The organism is Prauserella sediminis (assembly GCF_014195435.1).
GTDB classification, from domain to species: domain Bacteria; phylum Actinomycetota; class Actinomycetes; order Mycobacteriales; family Pseudonocardiaceae; genus Prauserella; species Prauserella salsuginis.
This window is the reverse complement of the sequence record NZ_JACIBS010000014.1, coordinates 26,302-46,274: the sequence shown is the minus strand read 5'-3', so window position 1 is coordinate 46,274 and position 19,973 is coordinate 26,302. Positions and strand designations below refer to the sequence as shown.

Annotated in this window: 20 protein-coding genes; 4 read left to right on the top strand and 16 right to left on the bottom strand. The window is 70.1% G+C overall.

Annotated features, from left to right (window positions below):
* Positions 1 to 452: MmcQ/YjbR family DNA-binding protein (locus tag FB384_RS25775; protein WP_323985440.1), on the top strand; the 452-nt coding region annotated here is incomplete at its 5' end.
* On the opposite strand, the gene FB384_RS25770 is transcribed toward FB384_RS25775, so the two are convergent.
* From FB384_RS25770 to pafA, 6 genes are all read right to left on the bottom strand, one after another.
* Entirely contained in the window at positions 415 to 1,320 is a 906-nt protein-coding gene (locus FB384_RS25770) for a diacylglycerol/lipid kinase family protein (RefSeq protein ID WP_183787445.1), read from the bottom strand. The genes FB384_RS25775 and FB384_RS25770 overlap by 38 nt on opposite strands.
* A complete protein-coding gene (tatC, locus tag FB384_RS25765; protein ID WP_258935785.1) occupies positions 1,317 to 2,273 on the bottom strand; it encodes a twin-arginine translocase subunit TatC in 957 nt (318 codons plus the stop codon). The genes FB384_RS25770 and tatC overlap by 4 nt, the downstream gene beginning before the upstream one ends.
* A 32-nt stretch (positions 2,274 to 2,305) precedes the next feature.
* Positions 2,306 to 2,668, bottom strand: coding sequence for a Sec-independent protein translocase subunit TatA (gene tatA / locus FB384_RS25760; protein ID WP_183787444.1), 363 nt, complete (start codon positions 2,666 to 2,668; stop codon positions 2,306 to 2,308).
* Positions 2,669 to 2,950: 282 nt separating this feature from the next.
* Positions 2,951 to 3,931, bottom strand: coding sequence for a helix-turn-helix transcriptional regulator (locus tag FB384_RS25755; protein WP_183787443.1), 981 nt, complete (start codon positions 3,929 to 3,931; stop codon positions 2,951 to 2,953).
* Complete coding sequence (locus FB384_RS25750) at positions 3,928 to 4,911, bottom strand: helix-turn-helix transcriptional regulator (RefSeq protein ID WP_183787442.1); 984 nt, start codon at positions 4,909 to 4,911, stop codon at positions 3,928 to 3,930. The genes FB384_RS25755 and FB384_RS25750 overlap by 4 nt, the downstream gene beginning before the upstream one ends.
* Before the next feature lie 226 nt (positions 4,912 to 5,137).
* Positions 5,138 to 6,496: a Pup--protein ligase gene (gene pafA / locus FB384_RS25745; RefSeq protein ID WP_183787441.1), complete on the bottom strand. Its 1,359-nt coding sequence runs from the start codon at positions 6,494 to 6,496 to the stop codon at positions 5,138 to 5,140.
* A gap of 100 nt (positions 6,497 to 6,596) precedes the next feature.
* On the opposite strand from pafA, the gene FB384_RS25740 reads away from it, so the two are divergent.
* Positions 6,597 to 8,099, top strand: a complete 1,503-nt coding sequence (locus tag FB384_RS25740) for a bifunctional phosphatase PAP2/diacylglycerol kinase family protein (protein WP_183787440.1) — start codon at positions 6,597 to 6,599, stop codon at positions 8,097 to 8,099.
* A gap of 70 nt (positions 8,100 to 8,169) precedes the next feature.
* On the opposite strand, the gene prcA is transcribed toward FB384_RS25740, so the two are convergent.
* The 4 genes from prcA to dop form a co-directional block, all read right to left on the bottom strand.
* The gene (prcA, locus tag FB384_RS25735; RefSeq protein WP_183787439.1) at positions 8,170 to 8,955 is read right to left on the bottom strand and encodes a proteasome subunit alpha; all 786 of its coding nucleotides are present in this window, start codon (positions 8,953 to 8,955) and stop codon (positions 8,170 to 8,172) included.
* Between the two features lie 95 nt (positions 8,956 to 9,050).
* Positions 9,051 to 9,911, bottom strand: a complete 861-nt coding sequence (prcB, locus tag FB384_RS25730; protein ID WP_183787438.1) for a proteasome subunit beta — start codon at positions 9,909 to 9,911, stop codon at positions 9,051 to 9,053.
* Between the two features lie 79 nt (positions 9,912 to 9,990).
* Positions 9,991 to 10,185 (bottom strand): ubiquitin-like protein Pup, encoded by a 195-nt coding sequence (locus tag FB384_RS25725; protein ID WP_183787437.1) that lies wholly within the window; start codon positions 10,183 to 10,185, stop codon positions 9,991 to 9,993.
* Between the two features lie 95 nt (positions 10,186 to 10,280).
* Positions 10,281 to 11,783: a depupylase/deamidase Dop gene (gene dop / locus FB384_RS25720; protein WP_183787436.1), complete on the bottom strand. Its 1,503-nt coding sequence runs from the start codon at positions 11,781 to 11,783 to the stop codon at positions 10,281 to 10,283.
* On the opposite strand from dop, the gene FB384_RS25715 reads away from it, so the two are divergent.
* Positions 11,782 to 12,327: an NUDIX domain-containing protein gene (locus FB384_RS25715; RefSeq protein WP_183787435.1), complete on the top strand. Its 546-nt coding sequence runs from the start codon at positions 11,782 to 11,784 to the stop codon at positions 12,325 to 12,327. The genes dop and FB384_RS25715 overlap by 2 nt on opposite strands.
* An 8-nt stretch (positions 12,328 to 12,335) precedes the next feature.
* Here the strand turns inward: FB384_RS25715 and FB384_RS25710 are convergent, their stop codons facing one another.
* The 4 genes from FB384_RS25710 to arc form a co-directional block, all read right to left on the bottom strand.
* On the bottom strand, positions 12,336 to 13,010 hold the full coding sequence (locus FB384_RS25710; RefSeq protein ID WP_183787434.1) for a hypothetical protein: 675 nt from the start codon (positions 13,008 to 13,010) through the stop codon (positions 12,336 to 12,338).
* Between the two features lie 48 nt (positions 13,011 to 13,058).
* Positions 13,059 to 13,997, bottom strand: coding sequence for an aldo/keto reductase (locus tag FB384_RS25705; RefSeq protein ID WP_183787433.1), 939 nt, complete (start codon positions 13,995 to 13,997; stop codon positions 13,059 to 13,061).
* A 61-nt stretch (positions 13,998 to 14,058) separates the two neighbouring features.
* Positions 14,059 to 14,436, bottom strand: coding sequence for a hypothetical protein (locus FB384_RS25700; protein WP_183787453.1), 378 nt, complete (start codon positions 14,434 to 14,436; stop codon positions 14,059 to 14,061).
* A 168-nt stretch (positions 14,437 to 14,604) separates the two neighbouring features.
* Entirely contained in the window at positions 14,605 to 16,419 is a 1,815-nt protein-coding gene (gene arc / locus FB384_RS25695) for a proteasome ATPase (protein WP_183787432.1), read from the bottom strand.
* A gap of 575 nt (positions 16,420 to 16,994) precedes the next feature.
* Between arc and FB384_RS25690 the strand changes: the two genes are divergently transcribed.
* Positions 16,995 to 17,756: a hypothetical protein gene (locus FB384_RS25690; RefSeq protein ID WP_183787431.1), complete on the top strand. Its 762-nt coding sequence runs from the start codon at positions 16,995 to 16,997 to the stop codon at positions 17,754 to 17,756.
* Between the two features lie 98 nt (positions 17,757 to 17,854).
* Here FB384_RS25690 and FB384_RS25685 read toward each other — a convergent pair whose 3' ends face one another.
* Both FB384_RS25685 and FB384_RS25680 read right to left on the bottom strand, forming a co-directional pair.
* Complete coding sequence (locus tag FB384_RS25685) at positions 17,855 to 18,676, bottom strand: tRNA (adenine-N1)-methyltransferase (protein ID WP_183787430.1); 822 nt, start codon at positions 18,674 to 18,676, stop codon at positions 17,855 to 17,857.
* Positions 18,677 to 18,751: 75 nt separating this feature from the next.
* Positions 18,752 to 19,894 (bottom strand): site-2 protease family protein, encoded by a 1,143-nt coding sequence (locus FB384_RS25680; protein ID WP_258935793.1) that lies wholly within the window; start codon positions 19,892 to 19,894, stop codon positions 18,752 to 18,754.
* Between the last annotated feature and the right edge of the window lie 79 nt (positions 19,895 to 19,973).

The window sequence follows — 19,973 nt, the reverse complement described above, 5'->3', positions numbered from 1 at the left end:
GCGGCGATTGTTCGGTGGGTGGCGCTACCGTCCGCATCATGACCCCGGACCGGCTGAAGGCGGCGTGTCTGGCGTTCACCGGCGCCGGCGAGGAGTTCCCGTTCGACGAGCACCTGAGCGTGTTCAAGGTGGGCGGGAAGATGTTCGCGTTGTCGGCGCTCGGGCGCACGCCGCTGAGCGTGAACCTCAAATGCGACCCGGAGCTCGCGTTGCAGTTGCGGGCCTCGTATCCGGCTATCCGGCCCGGGTGGCACATGAACAAGCGGCACTGGAACACGGTGGTGCTCGACGACGGGACGCTTCCCGAGCAACTGATCCTCGACCTCATCGAGGACTCCTACGACCTCGTGGTCGCCAAGCTGCCGCGGGACATGCGGGAACGGCTCGGGTGGAGGGCGCTCGCCGAGGAGAACGTCAGGCGAGGACCGTCAGGGCCCGCGGGACGCAACTGATCGACACGGGCAGCGTGCCGAGCGGGTCGCCGTCGGCGAACACCGGCCAGTCCGCCCCACCGGCCCGGCCGACGTCGGCCACCTCGACCGTCCGTGCCCGCAGCGTCGTGACCGCCGGGTGCTCGACGTGCCTGCCGGTGCGCAGGCGCGGCAGTACCCGGGCCAGTTCGCGGTAACCGACCTTGCCGACGACGGTCACGTCGAGCAGTCCGTCGGTGGGGTCGGCGCCGGGACAGACCGGGATGCCCGCGCCATACCAGGGCGTGTTACCGACGGCGACGAGCATCGCGGGCGCCGTGAGCGTCTCGCCGTCGGCGGTCACGCGGATGTCTCGCGCGCGGAAGGACGCGATCTCCGCGGCGATCGCGACGTCGTATCGACGCGGACCGCGGGGCCATCGGAGCCGGTTGGCTCTGTCGTTGACCGCGGCGTCGAAACCGCTGCACAGCACGGTGCCGTACCAGGTGTCGCCGGCTCTGCCGAGGTCGAGTCGGCGCCGGTGGCCGGTGCGCAGCGCGTGGGCGAGCGAGTCCACGGCCGCGGCGGGATCACCGGGTACGTCCAGGGCGCGGGCGAGGTCGTTGCCGGTGCCCGACGGGACGAGGCCGAGCGCGACGGGCGTACCGGCGCAGAATTGCACGGCCAGGTGCGCCGCGCCGTCACCACCGACGACGACCAGCGCGTCGAGCCCGGATTCGCGGGCCGCCTCCAGTCGTTGCCGTGCGCCCTCGACGGTGTCGGCATCGATCACGTCGAGCCGCGCGACGTGCGGCCGGAGCCGCGAAGCGACGGCCCCGGCCAACCGCGCCGCTGCTCCCCTGCCGGATCCGGGGTGGAACGCCAGGGCTACGCGAGGACCTCCGGTCACGTGATGTCGTCGGTGCCGCTGCGCCGGCCGCCGTCGGTGTCGTCGTCGTTCACGGTGCTCGGGGTGTATTCGAACGGAGCCGGCTCGTCGTCGGCCAGCTCGTCCCAACCCTCGGTGCCGCGTTGGCGATCGAGCTTGCGGTCGTGGAAGCGCGTGATCTGCAACGAGATCTCGAACAGGATGCACAGCGCACCGGCCAGGCCGATCATGGAGAACGGGTCCGCGGGCGTCACGAACGCCGCGAACACGAACATGATCATGATGATGCCGCGGCGCCACTTCTTGAGCATCTGATAGCGCACCACGCCGACCCGGTTCAGCATGATGATCAGCAGCGGCAGCTCGAAGCTCACCCCGAAGATGAGCAACAGCGACAGCACGAACGAGATGTACTTGTCACCGGTGAACCACGTGGCGAACTCGCCCGCACCGAAGGTCGTGAGGATCTCGAGCGCGTGCGGGGCCATGAAGTAGGCCAGCAGTGCACCGCCCGCGAACAGCAGGGACGCGATGCCGACGAACGTCATCGCGTACTTGCGTTCCTTGGAGTACAGCCCGGGCGCGATGAACGCCCACAGCTGGTACAGCCACAGCGGCGAGAACAGCACGGCCCCGGCGCTGAGGCCGACCTTCATCTGGATCATGAACGCTTCGAACGGGACCGTCTGCAACAGCTGACAGTCCCCACCCTTGGGGTAGCGCTGCTCCTGCGGAATGGCGCAATAGGGCTCGGTGACCAGGTCGCCGAGTGTCGGGATCGGGCCGATGCTGTGGCCGAACCACAGAAACCCGACGATCCCGCCCGCAACCAGGGCGAGCAGCGCGTAGCCGAGGCGGCGGCGGAACTCGTAGATGTGCTCGACGAGCGACATCGTGCCGTCGGGGTTGTGCCGACGACTCCGAGCCTTCCGTTTACCGCCTCGTCCCTCGCGCTGTGCGGAGGTGTCTCCCACGAAAGCGTCCGTTCTCGATCCGTGCGGTGTGGTCAGCCGTTCTTCTGTGCCTGTTCGGCGGACTGCTGCTGCTTGAGCTCGTCGAGCTGGCGCTGCAGCTGTTCCACCTGGTCACTGGTCGGGTCGGCCGACTTGCTGTCGGCGACCTCGGCGTCGGCTTTGACCGTCGTCGCCGGGATCTGCTTGGCGTCCGCCGCCGTCGTGGTGGAGCTGGTCGTCTCGGACTCGGCGGAGTCCTGCTCCGACTGGTCGCCACGCAGGTCCTTGGTCTCGGCCTTGAAGACCTTCATGGATTTGCCGACCGAGCGGGCCGCATCCGGCAGGCGCTTGGCGCCGAACAGCACCACGACGACGAGCACGAGGATGATCAAGTGCCACGGCTGAAAGGCGTTCATATTGGGTGGCCTCCCTATTCGTTCAGGCCCGATCGTACTGGCTCGGATGCCGATTCCGAACCGATTCGGACACGTCGGGTACGAAGGTCGCGAACGGCGACGCCGACCGCGGCCGCGCGGGCGCGGAGCATGCCCAGGCGGGATTCCACGTCCGACCGCATGACCTCGGCAGCGCGGCCGAATCCTCTCGCCGCACCCGCCAATCGGACCAGTGCGAGGACGAGCACGATGAGCCCGGCCCCTGCCACGGCGGCACTCAGCACGTAGAACACGCCCGTAAGCCTACTGCCCGCCGGTGATCGACAGGTGACGTGCTCGTGCCAACCCGGCGGCGGCACGGCGCCGCACGGCCACCGCGAGTTCACCCGGCCGTTCGACCGTCGCGCGGCCACCCAGCCCCAGCACGAGCCTGACCATCCACGATTCGTCGCCGTAGCGCATCCGGACCCGCAGCCGGCCGCCCTCGAGCTCAGCCAGTTCCTCGCACGGGTAGTACTCGGCGACCCACCGCGCATCGGGTTCGAGCACCAGGTCGGCCTCGGGGTAGCTCTCGTGTGCCGAGAACACGCCGTCGGAGACGTCGGAGTGGCGGGCGTGGGGCGGCGGCGCCGCCGGCTCGTCGAGCACGTCCAGCTCGTCGATCCGGTCGAGGCGGAACAACCGCACGTCCTCGGCGCGGCGACACCAGCCCTCCAGGTAGCTGTGTGCCTGCACGATCAGCAGCCGCATCGGGTCGACCGTGCGCTCGGTGATCCGGTCGTTGGAGGCCGCGTAGTACCGCATCCGCACCGCACGCCCGAACTGCAGCGCCTCGCGGACGATCTCGCGCGTGCGCGCCGTCGTCTCGTGTTCGCGGACGCCGTTGCCGACGACGACTCCGGCCGGCTCGGCGGCGCCCGCCGCGGCTTCGATCTTCGCGATCGCACGGCCGACGGCGTCGGTGTCGACCACACCGGGCGTCTCGGCGAGCGCCTTCAGCGCGATGACCAGCGCACTCGCCTCACCTCCGGTGAGCCGCAACGGCCTGCGCATCCCCGCGTCGAACGTCACCGACACGGTGTCGCCGTCGAACGAGAGGTCGATCAGATCGCCGGGGCCGTACCCGGGCAGCCCACACAACCACAGCAGTTGCAGATCCTTGCGCAGCTGCTTCGGCGTGACGTCAAAGTCCTGTGCCGCCTGGTCGATCCTGATCCCGGGCCTGGCCAGCAGGTACGGCACCAGAGCCAGCAGCCTCGGCATCCGGTCGGTGGCCGCGCTCATCGCATCCCTCCCCCACCCGCGGCGACCCGTTCGAGCCGGTCCGCCACGGCCTTGGCCAGCACGTCGGGCGCCAGCACGACCGCGTCCGGGCCGTGGCCGGCGATCCAGTCCGCGGCGCCCTCCGGATGCTGCAGCTCGATCTCGACGACGTCGCCGTCCTCACCGTCGACCGAGCGGTGCTCCAGCACCTGCGCGTGCCTGCGGATTCCGGTGGCCCTGCCTTCGGCGAGCCACAACCGGGCCGTCGTGGCAGCCGAGCCGTCGTCGCTCACGGACGTGCCCGCCACGAAGTCGAGCAGCTTCGCATCCTCCGGCCGCCGCACGACCGCCCGCTCCCCGGTCGTCACGACCTCGCCGCTGATGCGCGAGAGCCGGAAACACCGCGGCGCTTCGCGGTCCCGGTCATGACCGACGACGTACCAGCGCCCCCGCCACGACACCACACCCCACGGTTCGAGGGTGCGCGTGCGCCGCTCGGGCGAGTCCGACCGCCGATAGTCGAACCGCACCGTCTCACCTGCCTGCACCGCCGCCAACAGCGGCGCGAACGCCGGTTCGGTGTGCACCCGCGGCTCGACCATGGCGTGCGCCCGGTCGTCGACTTCGACGCCCGCGGCGCGCAGCTTCACCAGTGCACCGTGCGCCTGCCCCGTCAGGTCCGGCGAGTCCCACAGCCGCGCCGCGAGCGCGACGGCGGTCGCTTCGTCGGGTGCGAGGTCGATGTCGCCGAGCTCGTAGTCGCGGCGCGCGATCCGATACCCCTCGGGGTCGAATGCCGAATTGGTGCCCGTCTCCAGCGGAATCCCCAGCTCACGCAGCTCGGCCTTGTCGCGTTCGAACATGCGGAAGAACGCCTCGGTGCTCGCCGCGTCCGCGTAGCCGGGCACGATGCCCCGAATGCGCTCGGCCGGCATGTACTGCCGGGTGGACAGCAGCGCCAGCACCAGGTTGACCAGGCGTTCTGCACGGGCGGTGGACACCTCACCAACCCTAGCTCGCCCCGATCGGCGCGTCCGGGAGGTCTCCCCTGCGCGCCCCGCACTCCTCGCGACGGGTGCGGTCGGCAGGCCGCCCTGCTGGTGCTGTTCGCCCTGCCGACCGCACTGGGAACCGTCGCGTCATGCCTGGTCAGCCGGTCGCCGTCCGGAACCGTGTCGCTGTTGGCGACGGCCACCCACGGCCCCAGCCGGACCCGAGCCGCCCGGTCTACAACGAGTTGATCAACCGGTCGACCCGTTCGTCCACGGCGCGGAACGGATCCTTGCACAGCACCGTCCGCTGCGCCTGGTCGTTCAGCTTCAAGTGCACCCAGTCCACAGTGAAGTCGCGGCCCGCCTGCTGCGCCGCGGCGATGAAGTCGCCACGCAGCTTCGCCCGCGTCGACTGCGGCGGCGTGTCCTTGGCGGCCTCGATCTCGCCGTCATCGGTCACCCGCTGCACCAGGCCCTTGCGCTGCAGCAGATCGAACACACCGCGGCCCCGTCGGATGTCGTGGTAAGCCAGGTCCAGCTGCGCCACCCGCGGGTCCGACAGGTCGAGATTGTGCTTGGCCCGGTACCGCTCGACGAACCGGTGCTTGATCGCCCAGTCGATCTCGGTGTCCACCAGGGAGAAGTCCTGCTGCTCGATCGCATCGAGCGCGCGGCCCCACAGATCGACCACCCGATGCATCAACGGGCTCGCGTCGGTCGCCTCGACGTGCTGCACCGCCCGCGCGTAGTACTCCAGCTGGATCTCCAGCGCCGAGGCCTCCCGGCCCCCGGCGAGGCGCACCTGCCTACGGCCCGTCATATCGTGGCTGATCTCCCGGATCGCACGGATCGGGTTGTCCAGACTGAAATCCCGGAACTGCACCCCCTGCTCGATCATCTCCAGCACCAGGTGCGCCGTGCCGACCTTCAGCAACGTCGTCGGCTCCGCCATGTTCGAGTCGCCGACGATCACGTGCAGCCTGCGGTACCGCTCGGCGTCGGCGTGCGGCTCGTCGCGGGTGTTGATGATGGGCCGGGACCGCGTCGTCGCGCTCGACACGCCCTCCCAGATGTGCTCGGCCCGCTGCGACAGGCAGTACACCGCGCCCCTCGGCGTCTGCAGCACCTTGCCCGCGCCGCAGATCAGCTGCCGCGTCACCAGGAACGGCAACAGCACGTCCGCGATCCGCGAGAACTCGCCCGCGCGCGTGACCAGATAGTTCTCGTGACAACCGTACGAGTTGCCCGCCGAGTCGGTGTTGTTCTTGAACAGGAAGATGTCGCCGCCGATGCCCTCGTCGGCCAACCTGCGCTCGGCGTCCACCAGCAGGTCCTCGAGAATCCGCTCCCCTGCCTTGTCATGCGTGACCAGCTGGGTCAGGTCATCACACTCGGCCGTCGCGTACTCCGGATGCGACCCCACGTCGAGGTAGAGCCGTGACCCGTTGGACAGGAAGACGTTCGACGACCGGCCCCACGACACGACACGCCGGAACAGATACCGCGCCACCTCGTCGGGCGAGAGCCTGCGCTGCCCGTGGAACGTGCAGGTCACTCCGAACTCGGTTTCGATCCCAAAGATCCGCCGCTGCATCCCTCAAGGGTAGGCGGTCAGCGCCAGGAACTGGGGAACGAAATCGCCGCCGATCGGACGCCAACGCCACCTTCAAGCGCCGTACGGCAGCATATCCGCCATGACTCCGCCCCTGCTCCGACGCGTCGCCGCACTTCAGCGCGTCGGTCGCCCCGACCGCCGGCTGATGGCCCGCAGCGCCGCACTGCCCCGCACCCGCGCCGACGACCTGCTGACCATGATCACCCGGTCGGCGGACAAGGCGGTTCTGTGGTGGGTCGTCGCGGGCGTCCTCGCCGCCAGGGGCGGAGCATCCCGGAGGGCCGCCCTGCGCGGCATCGGCAGCGTCGGGTTCGCGAGCCTGAGCGCCAGCTTCGTCGCCAAGGAACTCCTGCCACGGCGCCGTCCCGCAGCCTCCGCCGTCCCGCAACACCGCAGGCTGGACCGGCGGCCCGCCTCGTCGTCGTTCCCCTCCGGCCACGCCGCCTCCGCGGCGGCGTTCATCACCGGCGCATTCCAGGAGTCACCCGCCACCGGCGTGGCGCTGCTGCCGCTCGGCGCGGCCGTCGCCTACTCGCGCGTTCACACCGGGGTGCACTGGCCCACCGACGTCGGTGCCGGCGCCGCCCTCGGCGTCGCCGCCTCGTTCGCCACCCGCCACTGGTGGCCCGTCCACGACGACCGGCCCGGCCGCACGGCCCACCGGGCCGACGCACCCCTCATGGTCGACGGCGAGGACATGCTCGCCGTCGTCAACCCGGCCTCGGGCGATCCCGCCGACGACCCGACCCCCGAAGTCCGCTTCGCCTGGCCGAAAGCCGACCTGCTCTACCCCGACCCCGACACCGACCTGCGCAGCCAGATCACCGCCGAGATCGCCCGCCGCACCGACACAGGACCCGCCGTCCGCGCCCTCGGCGTCGCGGGCGGTGACGGCACCGTGGCCGCCGTCGCCTCGGTCGCCGCCGACACCGGCCTGCCGCTCGCGCTCATCCCCGCGGGCACGCTCAACCACTTCGCCCGCGACGTCGGTGTCCGCTCCATGCCCGACGCCGACGTCGCGACCGAACACGGCTCGGCGGTCGGCATCGACCTCGGCGAGGTGTCGGTGCACGGGCCGAGCGGCACGCACCGACGATGGTTCGTCAACACCGCAAGCCTCGGCGGCTACCCGGAAATGGTGCGGCTGCGCGAAAAAATCGAACAGCGGCATCCCAAATGGCCGTCGGCGGTCATCGCGATGATCCGTGTCCTCCGCCGGGCCAAACCGTTCCCGGTGCGCCTGGGCGGCAAACGAGCACTCGTGTGGCTCGTGTTCGTGGGCAACGGCACCTACGCGCCCAAGGGATTCTGGCCCAACCGCAGGCCCGCACTCGACACCGGCCTGCTCGACGTGCGGTACCTGCGCGCCGACGTCCCGTATTCGAGGGCACGGTTCGTGCTGTCGGTCGTCACCAAGACACTGCACGCCAGCCGTGTCTACCGGCAGCGCGACCTGCCGGCTCTCGACGTCGAACTGCTCGACGGCTACCGCAGGCTCGCCACCGACGGCGAAATCGGGCCGCTGGGCCGCGAATTCCGGTTCCGGTCCCGGCCCAGTGCGCTGACGATCTACCGGAGATGACCGGCCCGCGCGGGTGCGGCCCGGCCGCACCCGCGCCCCACGCCTGCCGGGGCGTGGGGCGCGAACCCGGTCAGTTGTCGGACTTCTCGTCGCCTTCGGAGCCCGAATCGCTGCTGTCGGCCGCCTCCGTACGCGCGGGCAGCAGCGCATCGAGCGCAGCCCCGGTGATACGGCGGAACTTCCGGCCCGGCCGCTCACGCTCCAGCACGGCGACCTCCAGCTTGCTCGGCTCACCCTCCTGCGCCGAACTCGACGAGCTGCTGCCGTTCGTCCCGCTGCCCGACGACGTCGACGGGCGGAAAGCCTCCGCCGCCACCCGCACCGCGTCGGACAGCTCCATGCCGTCGGAGAAGGTCTCCTTCAGCTTCGTGTTGATCGCGTCCGTCTGACCGCCCATCACCACGAACTGCGGCTCGTCGACGATCGACCCGTCGTAGGTCAGCCGGTACAACTCGTCCTCGTTGGCGTTCGCCCCGACCTGCGCCACACAGATCTCGACCTCGAACGGCTTGAGCTGCTCGGTGAAGATCGTGCTCAAGGTCTGGGCATAAACGTTCGCCAGCGCCCGTGCGCTGACGTCCCGCCGGTCGTACTGGTACCCCTGCAGGTCCACGTGCCGGATACCACCCCGGCGCAGGCTCTCGAACTCGCTGTAGCGGCCGACCGCGGCGAAACCGATGCGGTCGTAGATCTCCGACACCTTGTGCAGCGTGGGCGACGGATTCTCCGCCACGAACAGGACTCCGCCCCGGTATTTGAGCACCACGACGCTCCGACCGCGGGCAATACCCTTCCGCGCGAGTTCGGAACGCTCCCGCATCAACTGTTCGGGCGAGGCGTACAGCGGCATCGACACTTGCGTTGGCTCCGCTCTGTTCGGGGATGGGAAGCTGACGAGTGGGGACCCGGGCAACCGGTCCGGTGCCGGGCCGCGTCGGCCCGGCACTCGGATCAGCTGCGCCAGTCCTGCTGGGCCGCACGGTCGGCCACGACGGCCTCCGCGATGGTCGAGGTCTCCTCCGTGGGCAACTCCACGGCGCCGTGCTCCGCCGTGATCGTGACGACGCTCGGATAGATCTTCCGCGCGACATCCGGGCCACCGGTCGCCGTGTCGTCGTCGGCGGCGTCGTAGAGCGACTCGATCGCCGCCCGCACCGCTGCGTCCTGATCGGCCTCGGGGTCGTAGAGCTTCTTCATCGCCGACTTGGCGAACACCGACCCGGAACCGATCGCGTGGAAACCCGCGTTCTCCTCGTACCGGCCGCCCGTGACGTCGAAGGACACGATGCGCCCCGCCCGCTTCGGATCGGACGCCTCGATGTCGTAACCGACGAACAGCGGGACCACTGCGAGGCCCGCCATCGCGACGTCGAGATTGCCCCGCACCATCGTCGCGAGCTTGTTCGACTTACCGTCGAGCGAGAGCGACACGCCCTCGATCTTCTCGTAGTGCGCCAGCTCCACGGTGTAGAGCCGGACGAGCTCGAGAGCGATGCCCGCCGTACCCGCGATGCCCACGGCCGAATAGGCGTCGGTCACGTAGACCTTGTCCATGTCACGGGTCGCAATGAGGTTGCCGCTCGTCGCACGCCGGTCACCCGCGATCAGCACCCCGCCGTTGAACGTCGAGGCCACGATCGTCGTGCCGTGCGGCGCGTCGAGATCGCCACCCGAGGTGCCCATGCCCGCGGACCGCTTGCTGGGCAGCAGATCCGGCGCCTCGGCACGCAGGAAATCGGCGAAGGACGACGTCGTCGACGACAGGTAGGCGGAGGGCAGCGCGAAGCCCGAGTTGCGCGGAATCTGTTCCATGCGTGCTCGTAGTTCCCATCGACGAAAGGGACAGTACCGAAATGTTGATCAGCGAGCCTATGTCACGCGAGCGCCTGCGTCACTCGCCGCCCTTCTGCACGTAGGCCCGCACGAAGTCCTCGGCGTTCTCCTCGAGGACGTCGTCGATCTCGTCGAGGATCGTGTCGACGTCCTCGCCCATCTGCTCACGACGTTCCTGACCGGCCGGGGCTGCGCCTTCGGCCTCGTCCTCGGAGTCGCCGCCGCCGTGCTTCTCGACCTTCTCCTGAGCCATTGCCGCCTCCCGGTGTGACCGATGAGCTTCCTGCGCCCAGCCTACCCAGAGGAAGGGCGATTCGGGACGATCGTTGTCGGAGTGGTGATCTTCGGCTACTCCGATCCGGTCAGCGCCTCGACCAGTTCCTCCGCCGTCTCGGCCCGGTCCAGCAACGCGCCGACGTGCGCCTTCGTGCCCCGCAGCGGTTCGAGCGTCGGGATTCGCACCAGCGAATCCCTGCCCACGTCGAAGATGACCGAGTCCCACGACGCCGCGGCGATCGAGCTGGCGTACTTCTCCAGCGTGCGACCGCGGAAGTAGGCCCGCGTGTCCTCCGGCGGCGTCGTGACCGCCCGCTGCACCTCGTCCTCGCCGACGAGGCGTTTCATGGACCCGCGCGTCACGAGGCGGTTGTACAGGCCCTTGTCGAGGCGCACATCCGAGTACTGCAGGTCGACCAGGTGCAACCGCGGCGCAGCCCACCCGAGCTGATCACGTTCGCGATAGGCCTCGACCAGCCGCAGCTTCGCGGGCCAGTCCAGCCGGTCGGCCGCGTCCATGGGGTCCTTCGCGAGCGTGTCGAGCACCTCGCCCCACACCCGCAGTACCTCCTTGGACTGCTCGTCCCCGCCGGTCCGCTCGACGTGCGCCGAGGCCAGCTCGTGGTAGGCGAACTGCAGGTCGAGCCCCGTGTACTTGCGGCCGCCCGCGACATCCACCGTCGTCTTCAGTGACGGATCGTGACTGATCTCGTGCACCGCGCGCACCGGCTCGTCGAGCTTGAGGTCGTCGAACCGCACCCCCGCCTCGATCATGTCGAGCACCAGCGCGGTGGTGCCGACCTTCAGGTATGTCGAGTACTCGGCCAGGTTCGCGTCGCCGATGATGACGTGCAGCCTGCGGTACTTGTCCGCGTCGGCGTGCGGTTCGTCGCGCGTGTTGATGATGCCGCGCTTGAGCGTGGTCTCCAGCCCGACCTCGACCTCCACGTAGTCCGAACGCTGGGACAGCTGGAACCCCGGCTCCTCGCCCTGGGGCCCGATCCCCACGCGGCCCGAACCGGTGACCACCTGGCGCGACACGAAGAACGGCGTCAGCCCCGTGATGACGGACGTGAACGGCGTCGCCCTGTCCATCAGGTAGTTCTCGTGCGTGCCGTACGAAGCGCCCTTGCCGTCCACGTTGTTCTTGTACAGCTGCAGTTGCGGCTGGCCGGGCACGGTGGCGGCGCGCATCGCGGCCTGCTCCATGACCCGTTCCCCGGCCTTGTCCCACACCACGGCATCCCGCGGATTGGTCACCTCGGGAGCCGAGTACTCCGGGTGCGCGTGGTCGACGTACAGCCGCGCGCCGTTGGTGAGGATGACGTTGGCCGCGCCGAGGTCTTCGACGTCGTTGTCCTGCGTGGGCTGGCTGGGGCCGGTGAGATCGAAGCCCCGCGCGTCACGCAACGGTGACTCGACCTCGTAATCCCAGCGCGCCCGCCGGGCGCGCGGAATGTCGGCCGCCGCCGCGTAGGCCAGCACGACCTGGGTGGAAGTCAGCACCGGGTTGGCGGTGGCATCGCCCGGGACCGCGATCCCGTATTCCACCTCTGTTCCCATGATCCGCCGCATGCCACCACCCTACGGCGCCTCGTGCCACGATCACCTCATGGGCGGTGACGAGCGCGTTGCGATCTACGACGCACAGGCACGCGCCGTCGGCGCCACGACCAGGGCCGATGTGCGCAGCCGCGGGCTGTGGCACGCCGCAGCCGTCGTACTGGTGCGTTCGGGTGACGGTCAGTCCGTGTACCTCCACCGCCGGACAGCCACCAAGGACGTGTACCCGTCCGCACTCGACTGCTGGGCGGGCGGCGTGGTCGCGGCGGGTGAATCGCCGGACGAGTGCGCGGCGCGCGAACTGGCCGAGGAGCTCGGCATCGGCGGCGTGACGCCGCGGCCGCTGTTCACGTGGACATTCACCGCCGGCTCCGTGCGCTGCCACAACTTCACCTACGAGGTGCGATGGGACGGCCCCGTGGTGCACCAGCCCGAGGAGGTGGCCGACGGCTGGTGGATCCCGCTGCCGCTGCTGCGGCGGCGACTGGCCGACGACGGCACGTTCGTGCCCGACGGGCGCCTCGGCGCCCTCGAATGGTTCCGACGCTACGGCTGACGGCCGGTTCAGGCGTACTTGCCGACGGCGAGCGGCGCAAGACGGTGAATGGCCTCCGTGGCGCTGCCCTGGTCGGCGGCCCTCACCTCGACGGTCGAGAGCGTGTCCTCGGCCGCGATGACGACGGTGCAGGTCGCCGCCTGGCACCACGCGTGCGTCTCGACGTCTTCCGGGGCACCGCTGACGGGGAGCTCCTCGCCGCCGCATGCGACCTGCCCCGCCAGCGCGTCGGCGGCCGGCCGGTCCTCGTAGCGCGTCACGAGGTGGTGCAGCGTCGAGCCCGTGGGGTAACGCCACGCACGCTCCTGGACCTCCGCGGCCCCGGACTGCTGGGCGATCGTCGCGAGACACGTCGGCGCAGCGGGATCCGCGCCCACCGTCGACGGCGCGATCGGCACGACACCCTCCTCCCGGACGTCCTCGGCGGTGAGGAGGACGCGCTGGCCGGCGGGTTGCTCGGGGCCCGCGTCCGCGCTCCCTTCGCCCTGCCGCGTCGCCTCGTCCTGGGAATCGCCGTCGGACCGCGGCGCCGCTTCGGCGTCGTCGGAGCGCTCACCCGTCGCGGGCCTGTCGTCGTAGTACGTGTCCAGGTCGTTCTCGCGGTCGGCGCAACCGGCCACGACCGTCAGCAGCGTGATCGCCACGGGCAGACCGGCCATGGTGGTCGTTCGTGCGCGTCGCACCTGTGTCTCGTCCTCTCCGACTCGCTCACTGGGCGCTCGCGACAGTAGTCACTCCCACACGAGCTGCGACCGGCGGGCCCAGTATTCACGCGGGTTCTCGCGCAGCTCGGCGAGGTTCTCCAGGTCATCGTCATTCAGCCGCAGGGCGGCTGCCGCCAGGTTCGTGTCGAGCTGCGTGACCCCGGCCGGGCCGAGCAGCACGACGTCGGCCCAGTCCTCGGCATACGCCGCCGCGAGCGCCACGACGTCCGGCGTCGTGCCGTGGGCCCGCGCGATGTCGGCGACGACGTCCGGCGGGTCGACGGCGAGCCTGCCGTTGGCCAGCGTCTCCTTCAGTTGGACCAACACCCCTGCCCGGTGCGCCTCGGCCAGCGCCAGCCCGGCCGACGATTCGAGCACGTTCCACGTCGACTGCACGGCCGTGAACAGGTGCCTGCCGTCCACGGTCAGTTCCAGCGCCCGCCGGATCGTGTCGGCCTGCGCAGGCCCCGACGTCGAAAACCCCACCCGCACCCCGGTGTCGACGAGTTCGGCGAGCGCCACCTGCAGTTCCCGGTCGTCGAACAGTGCGCTGTCGGGGGTCAGCGAATGCACCTGGTAGAGCGCCGGCGCGGTGGGCAGCGTGTCTCGGGTCTCGGCCCACTGCTGCCGGAACCGCGCGAGCGAGTGCTCCTTGACCTCGTGGACCGGGGCGTCCGTCCGCCAGTCGCCGACGTAGGCGTATCCCCACTTGCTGGACACCGTTACGTCGGAGCGCCCCCTGTCGGACAGCCACGCGGCGAGGAACTCCTCCGCCCTGCCGTAGGAGCGCGCGACGTCGACCCGGCGGACCCCCGCGTCGTAGGCGCGGTCGAGCACGGCGAAGGTCGCGTCGCGCATCGCGGCGACCGTGCGATCCGCGGGCAGTTCGGATTCCCGGCCGAGGTTGATGTACGCGGGCCGCCCCAACGAGGCGAGACCCACCGCCGTCCGTGCGATGTTGTCCATGACGGGCACGGTAGCGGGCGCGTGCGAGGAGGGCCGCTACCGTGCCCGTCCGTATAGGTCATTATACAGTTGGTTCGCTCGCACGCCGCCGCATCAGCTCGAGGAACTGATCGGCCGACAGCACCTCGCGATGCAGCTTCTCCAATCGCGCCGCCGGTGCGCGGACGTACCCCTTGCCGAACACCGGCGCGATCTGCCGCAGACTGGCACCGGCCTCACGAGCCGCGAGCAGTGTCCAGTCCGACGCGTTCGCACACGCCGTCGACGCCTGTCGCAACTCCCCGAGCAGCGCGATCAGCTCCTCGGCCGCCAACTCCCCTGCGGCCACGGCCTCCGCGGTTTCCTCGAGCCACGCGAGCACCGCAGCGGCCGTAATGGGAGCGGCTACGTGCCGCTCCCCTGCTTCCGTCAGCGGGTCCGGCGGATCAACGGGAGGCATCTCGTCACTCATAGGCCGGATCGTATAGGTCATTATACAATCCGGGTGCTGCGACATGCCCGAGAACGACATGTCCGAGAACGTGCGAACGGCCCGCCCCGACATCGCCGGAGCGGGCCGTTCGCACGTATCCGCTACAACACCGCGTCTGTCACGACAACGAGGCCGTCACAGGTACTGGCCGGTGTTGGTCGCTGTGTCGATCACCCTGCCGGAGTCCTGATTCTTGCCGGTGACGAGCGTGCGGATGTAGACGATCCGCTCCCCCTTCTTGCCGGAGATCCGGGCCCAGTCGTCCGGGTTGGTCGTGTTCGGCAGGTCCTCGTTCTCCGCGAACTCGTCCACGATCGCGTCCAGCAGATGCTGCACCCGGAGACCCGACTGATCGGTCTCCAGCACCGACTTGATCGCGGCCTTCTTCGCCCGGTCCACGATGTTCTGAATCATCGCGCCCGAGTTGAAGTCGCGGAAGTAGAGCACCTCCTTGTCCCCGTTGGCGTAGGTCACCTCCAGGAACCGGTTCTCGTCGGACTCCTCGTACATCCGCTCGACGGTGTGCTGGATCATCGCATCCAACGTGGCCTGCGAGTCACCGGCGAACTCGAGCAGATCGTCAGCGTGGATCGGGAGATCCGCCGTCAGGTACTTCGAGAAGATGTCCTTCGCGCCCTCGGCGTCCGGCCGCTCGATCTTGATCTTCACGTCGAGCCTGCCGGGACGCAGGATCGCCGGGTCGATCATGTCCTCACGGTTCGAGGCACCGATGACGATGACGTTCTCGAGCCCTTCGACGCCGTCGATCTCCGCCAGCAACTGCGGCACGATCGTCGTCTCGACGTCCGACGACACTCCGCTGCCACGGGTGCGGAAGATCGACTCCATCTCGTCGAAGAAGACGATGACCGGCGTTCCCTCGGACGCCTTCTCCCGAGCCCGCTGGAAGATCATCCGGATGTGCCGCTCGGTCTCGCCGACGAACTTGTTCAGCAGCTCGGGGCCCTTGACGTTCAGGAAGTACGACTTCGCATCGGCCGCGTCACCGGACACCTTCTTGGCCAGCGAATTCGCCACCGCCTTGGCGATCAGCGTCTTACCGCACCCGGGCGGGCCGTACAGCAGGACACCCTTCGGCGGCTGCAGTTGGTACTGCCGGAACAGATCCGCGTGCAGGAACGGGAGCTCGACGGCGTCCCGGATCTGCTCGATCTGCCCGAAGAGGCCGCCGATGTCCTCGTACGCGACGTCCGGCACCTCCTCCAGCACGAGGTCCTCGACCTCCGCCTTGGGCACCCGCTCGTAGGCGTACCCGGCCTTGGAGTCGACCAGCACCGAGTCCCCGGACTTCAGTTCCTCCGCCGCGAGGGGGTCCGAGAGCCACACGACACGTTCCTCGTCGGCGTGCCCGACGATGAGACCGCGGGCGCTGCCGCCCTCGGTCTCTGGGGAGAGCACCTCACGCAACGTGCACACCTCGCCGGTGCGCTCGAAGCCTCCGCTCTCGACGACCGTGAGTGCCTCGTTCAACCGCAGGGTCTGCCCGCGTTGCAACGACTCGACCTCGACGTTCGGCGACACGGCGACGCGCATCTTCCTGCCGGACGTGAACACGTCCACCGTGTTGTCCTCGTAGGCCTCGACAAAGACGCCGTACCCGCTCGGCGGCTGCGCGAGCCGGTCGACCTCCTCGCGGAGCGTCAGCAGCTGGCTCCGGGCCTCACGCAACGTCTCGACGAGCTTCTCGTTCCGCTCGGTGAGCTGTTCGACGCGCTCGGTCGCCTCGGCGAGGCGTTGCTCGAGAACGCGGTTCTGCCGCGGCGAGTCGGTCAGTTTCCGGCGCAGCAGTGCGACTTCTTCTTCCAGCTGCCGGATCTGGCTCGCCTCGTCGCCGGCGGGGGTTTCCGCGGGAGACCCCGCGCTGGTCGCTCCGTTCGGTTCTGAAGAGTCGGCCTCCTCGTGCCGACCACCGGGAAGGTCGTGTTGCATTTCGGCACCTCCTCGGAATGCATGTGCTTCCACGGTACCGGCGATCACCGACAAGAAAAGCCTTCGGCACGTTACGGAATCGGTGCGTCGCGCGGGCCCGACCGACTACCCACAGCTCCGTGCAGGGATGCAGAACTCCGCCGCACTGCGCATTTTCCACCGAACGGCCGCACAGCCCGCGCGCGTCGCGATCCGGCCGGACTCCCTGACGTGGACCGGACAACCGCAGCACCGCGCCACCGCCGCCCGGGCCGCGATCGACGGGCACCACGGGGCGGCGGGCCCACATCGCCGCAGCTCACCGCGTCCACGAGACCGGTACCGCCCACTGCGGGTCAGTACCGCCCGTGCCGGCACGCCGCCGCCGGTCGTACTCGACGGCGCCCGCGGTGTGAACACGACACGGCCGCGAGACCCGGCGGAGCCGTCCTCGCCCGACCGGTGCGGCCGAGGTCACGGCCGACATCGATGTGACCGACCGTGGTACACGGGTGGATGAGCGGCCGGAATCTGCGCGGATACGATCAGGTCCCACTGAGGGGGCCACAGTTCGCGCCGATGGTAAGGGGACCCGCATGACCTATCCGCCACAGCAACCCGGTCAGCCGGGCCAGCCGGACCCGTACGGCCAGCAGCCCGGCCAGTACGGGCAACCCGGACCTCAGCAGTACGGGCAACAACCGCCCCACCCCGGCCCGTACGGTCAGCAGGACCCCTACGGTCAGCAGCCCTACGGTCAGCCCTACGGCGGCCAGCAGTTCGGGCAACAGCCCTACGGCGCCCACCCCGGCGGTCCGGGAGGCCCCGGCGGTGAACCGCCCAAGAAGAAGACCGGCCTCATCGTCGGCATCTCCCTCGGCGGCGTCGTCCTGCTCGCAGGCGTGTTCGCCTTCCTCGCGTGGGTCGCGCCCGGATTCCTGCTCGACGACGAGGACGACTCGGGCGACAGCGGCCAGAACGCCTCGCCCGCAACGAGCCAGTCCAGCGAGCCGACCACCTCCGAGTCGCAGGCCTCACCCGAGACCAGCGAGAGCGCGCCGAGCGACCAGCGCGCGCCCGGGGCGCAGGGCACCCCCGAGGCCACCGCCGAGGCCATCGTGGCGGGCTTCAACTCGGGCGACCGGCAGGCCGTCGCCGACACGATCTGCCTGAGCAACCCGCAGGAGGTGCCCGCGATCCCCGACAACGTGTCCATCAGGATCGCCGGTTCCGCCGAGGTCACGGGCGACGCCGCGAAGGTCCCTGCACAGAACACCGCCCAGGACCGGGACTACTACATCGTCCTCAAGAACGAGGGCGGCGGCTGGTGCTACATGGGTGACCAGCTCACGTCCTGAGCGAGGCCTCCACGAGGTTCCCGATCGCGTTCGTGCCGGGGCACCGGCCACGGCCTCCCCGGCACGAACGTCGGCGGGCCCGCCCGGACCGTGCCCGGTCAGCCCCGGCTCGGCCTGCGCTGCTGCCGCGGCGGGGTGACCCCGTCGGCCAACCGGCGGGTCGTGAGCAGGAAGGCGGTGTGCGCGACCATCCGGTGCTCCGGGCGTACCGCGAGGCCGACGACGTGCCACGGCCGCAACACGGTCTCCCATGCCTGCGGTTCGGTCCAGCACTGCTGCTCGCGCAACGCCTCGGTGACGGACGACAACTGCGTGGTCGTGGCCACGTACACCACCAGCACGCCGCCGGGGACAAGGTTGCGGTGCACCGTCGGCAGCACGTCCCAGGGCGAGAGCATGTCGAGGATGACCCGGTCGACCTCGCCCTCGTGTTCGGCGAGGTCCCCGCGGTGCAGCTCCCAGTTGTCGGGCCGGTGCCCGAAGAACCGCTCGACGTTCCGCTCGGCGTGCTCGGCGTGGTCGTCCCTGACCTCGTACGACGTGACGCTGCCGTCGGCGCCGACGGCCCGCAGGAGCGAGCAGGTCAGCGCTCCGGAGCCGGCACCGGCCTCGAGAACCCGCGCCCCGGGGAAGATGTCTCCCCACATCACGATCTGGGCGGCGTCCTTCGGGTAGATCACCTGGGCGCCGCGCGGCATCGACAGCACGTAGTCCGACAGCAGCGGCCGCACCGCCAGGTAGCTCGTACCGCCCGCGGACGTGACGACCGACGCCTCGGGCTTGCCGATGATGTCGTCGTGGGCGAGCGCGCCGCGGTGGGTGTGATACTGCTCGCCTTCCGCGAGCACGATCGTGTAGTGCCGTCCCTTCGGGTCGGTCAATTGCACGCGATCCCCGACACGGAACGGTCCTGCGCTCACGAAACTCCCAATCTCACGCCCTCTGCGGCAGCCTTCGGCGGCGCTCGATCGTCGCAGATCGCCCGGGCACGCGGGTCAGCGGGTGCGGCGGCCCCCGGACAACGCCGCGCGCAGATCGTCACGGTGCAACACGCCCGCGGGCCTGCCCTCGTCGTCGACCACGAGGAACTGCCACGCGGCGACCTCCGCAACCCGTTCGATCACGGCGTCGCCCGCCTCGGATTCGAGCAGCACGGTCTCCGCGCGGATCGGCTCGGCCGCCAGTTCGGCGGGCGCACGCGGTGATTCGGCCGCGAGCTGCTCGGCCGCGGCCTCGTCGAGCAGTCCCGCCGCGACCCCGTCGGCTCGCACGAGCACCACTCCCCTGCCCGCCGACGCCGACAGCGCCGATTCCACCGGACTCTCGGCCGGCAGCTGCAGCACCGGCCGTGTCAGATCCCCCAGCACGAGGCCGGCGGGCCAGCTGCGCCGCTGTTCGGCGGCCATCTCACCGGTGGCGCCGGTGACGACGAACCACGCCGTCACCACACAGACCCCGAGCCGCAGCCAGCGGTCGTCGCTGCCCTCCGCGAGGCCCCACAGCGCCCACACCAGCAGAGCCAACGCGACCAGACCGCCGCCGAACACGGCCGCACGCGTGCCCGACGCACGGTTGCCCGTGAGCGACCACACCCCGGCCCGGAGCATGCGCCCGCCGTCGAGGGGCAGGCCCGGCAACAGGTTGAACACACCGACCGCCAGGTTGGCCACCGCACACTGGGCGACGAGCAGCCACACCGCGCCGCCCGGCGGAACCGCCACCAGCAGGAGTCCGCAGAACACCGCGAGCAGCACCGACACGATCGGGCCCGCCGCCGCGACCAGCCCCTCCTGTTTCGGCTTGTCCGGGCTGCGCGCCACCTCGGACAGGCCGCCGAGCAGGAACAGTCGCAGCCTGCGCACGGGTATCCCCAGACGCAGTGCGACGAGGACGTGGCCGAGCTCGTGGGCCAGCACCGACAGCCCCAGCAGCACCGCGAATGCGCCGGCCAGCGCCCACGACACGCCCGGACCCGCGCCCGGCAGCAACCTGCCCACCAGCGGGCTGTACAGCACGACGATGAGCAGCGACCCGACCCACCAGGAGGGGGAGAGCAGCACGGGCACCCCGTCGACGCGGAACAGCAGCAGTCCGCCGTCGGTGACGGTCCCGCGCCGGGACCGGCTCGTCGTGTTCACGAGGCGAGGGTAGAACGCGCCGTGTACGAGCACCGTTACCGCCGCGCCCGGCTCCGCATCGTTCCCCCGACCTGCGCCG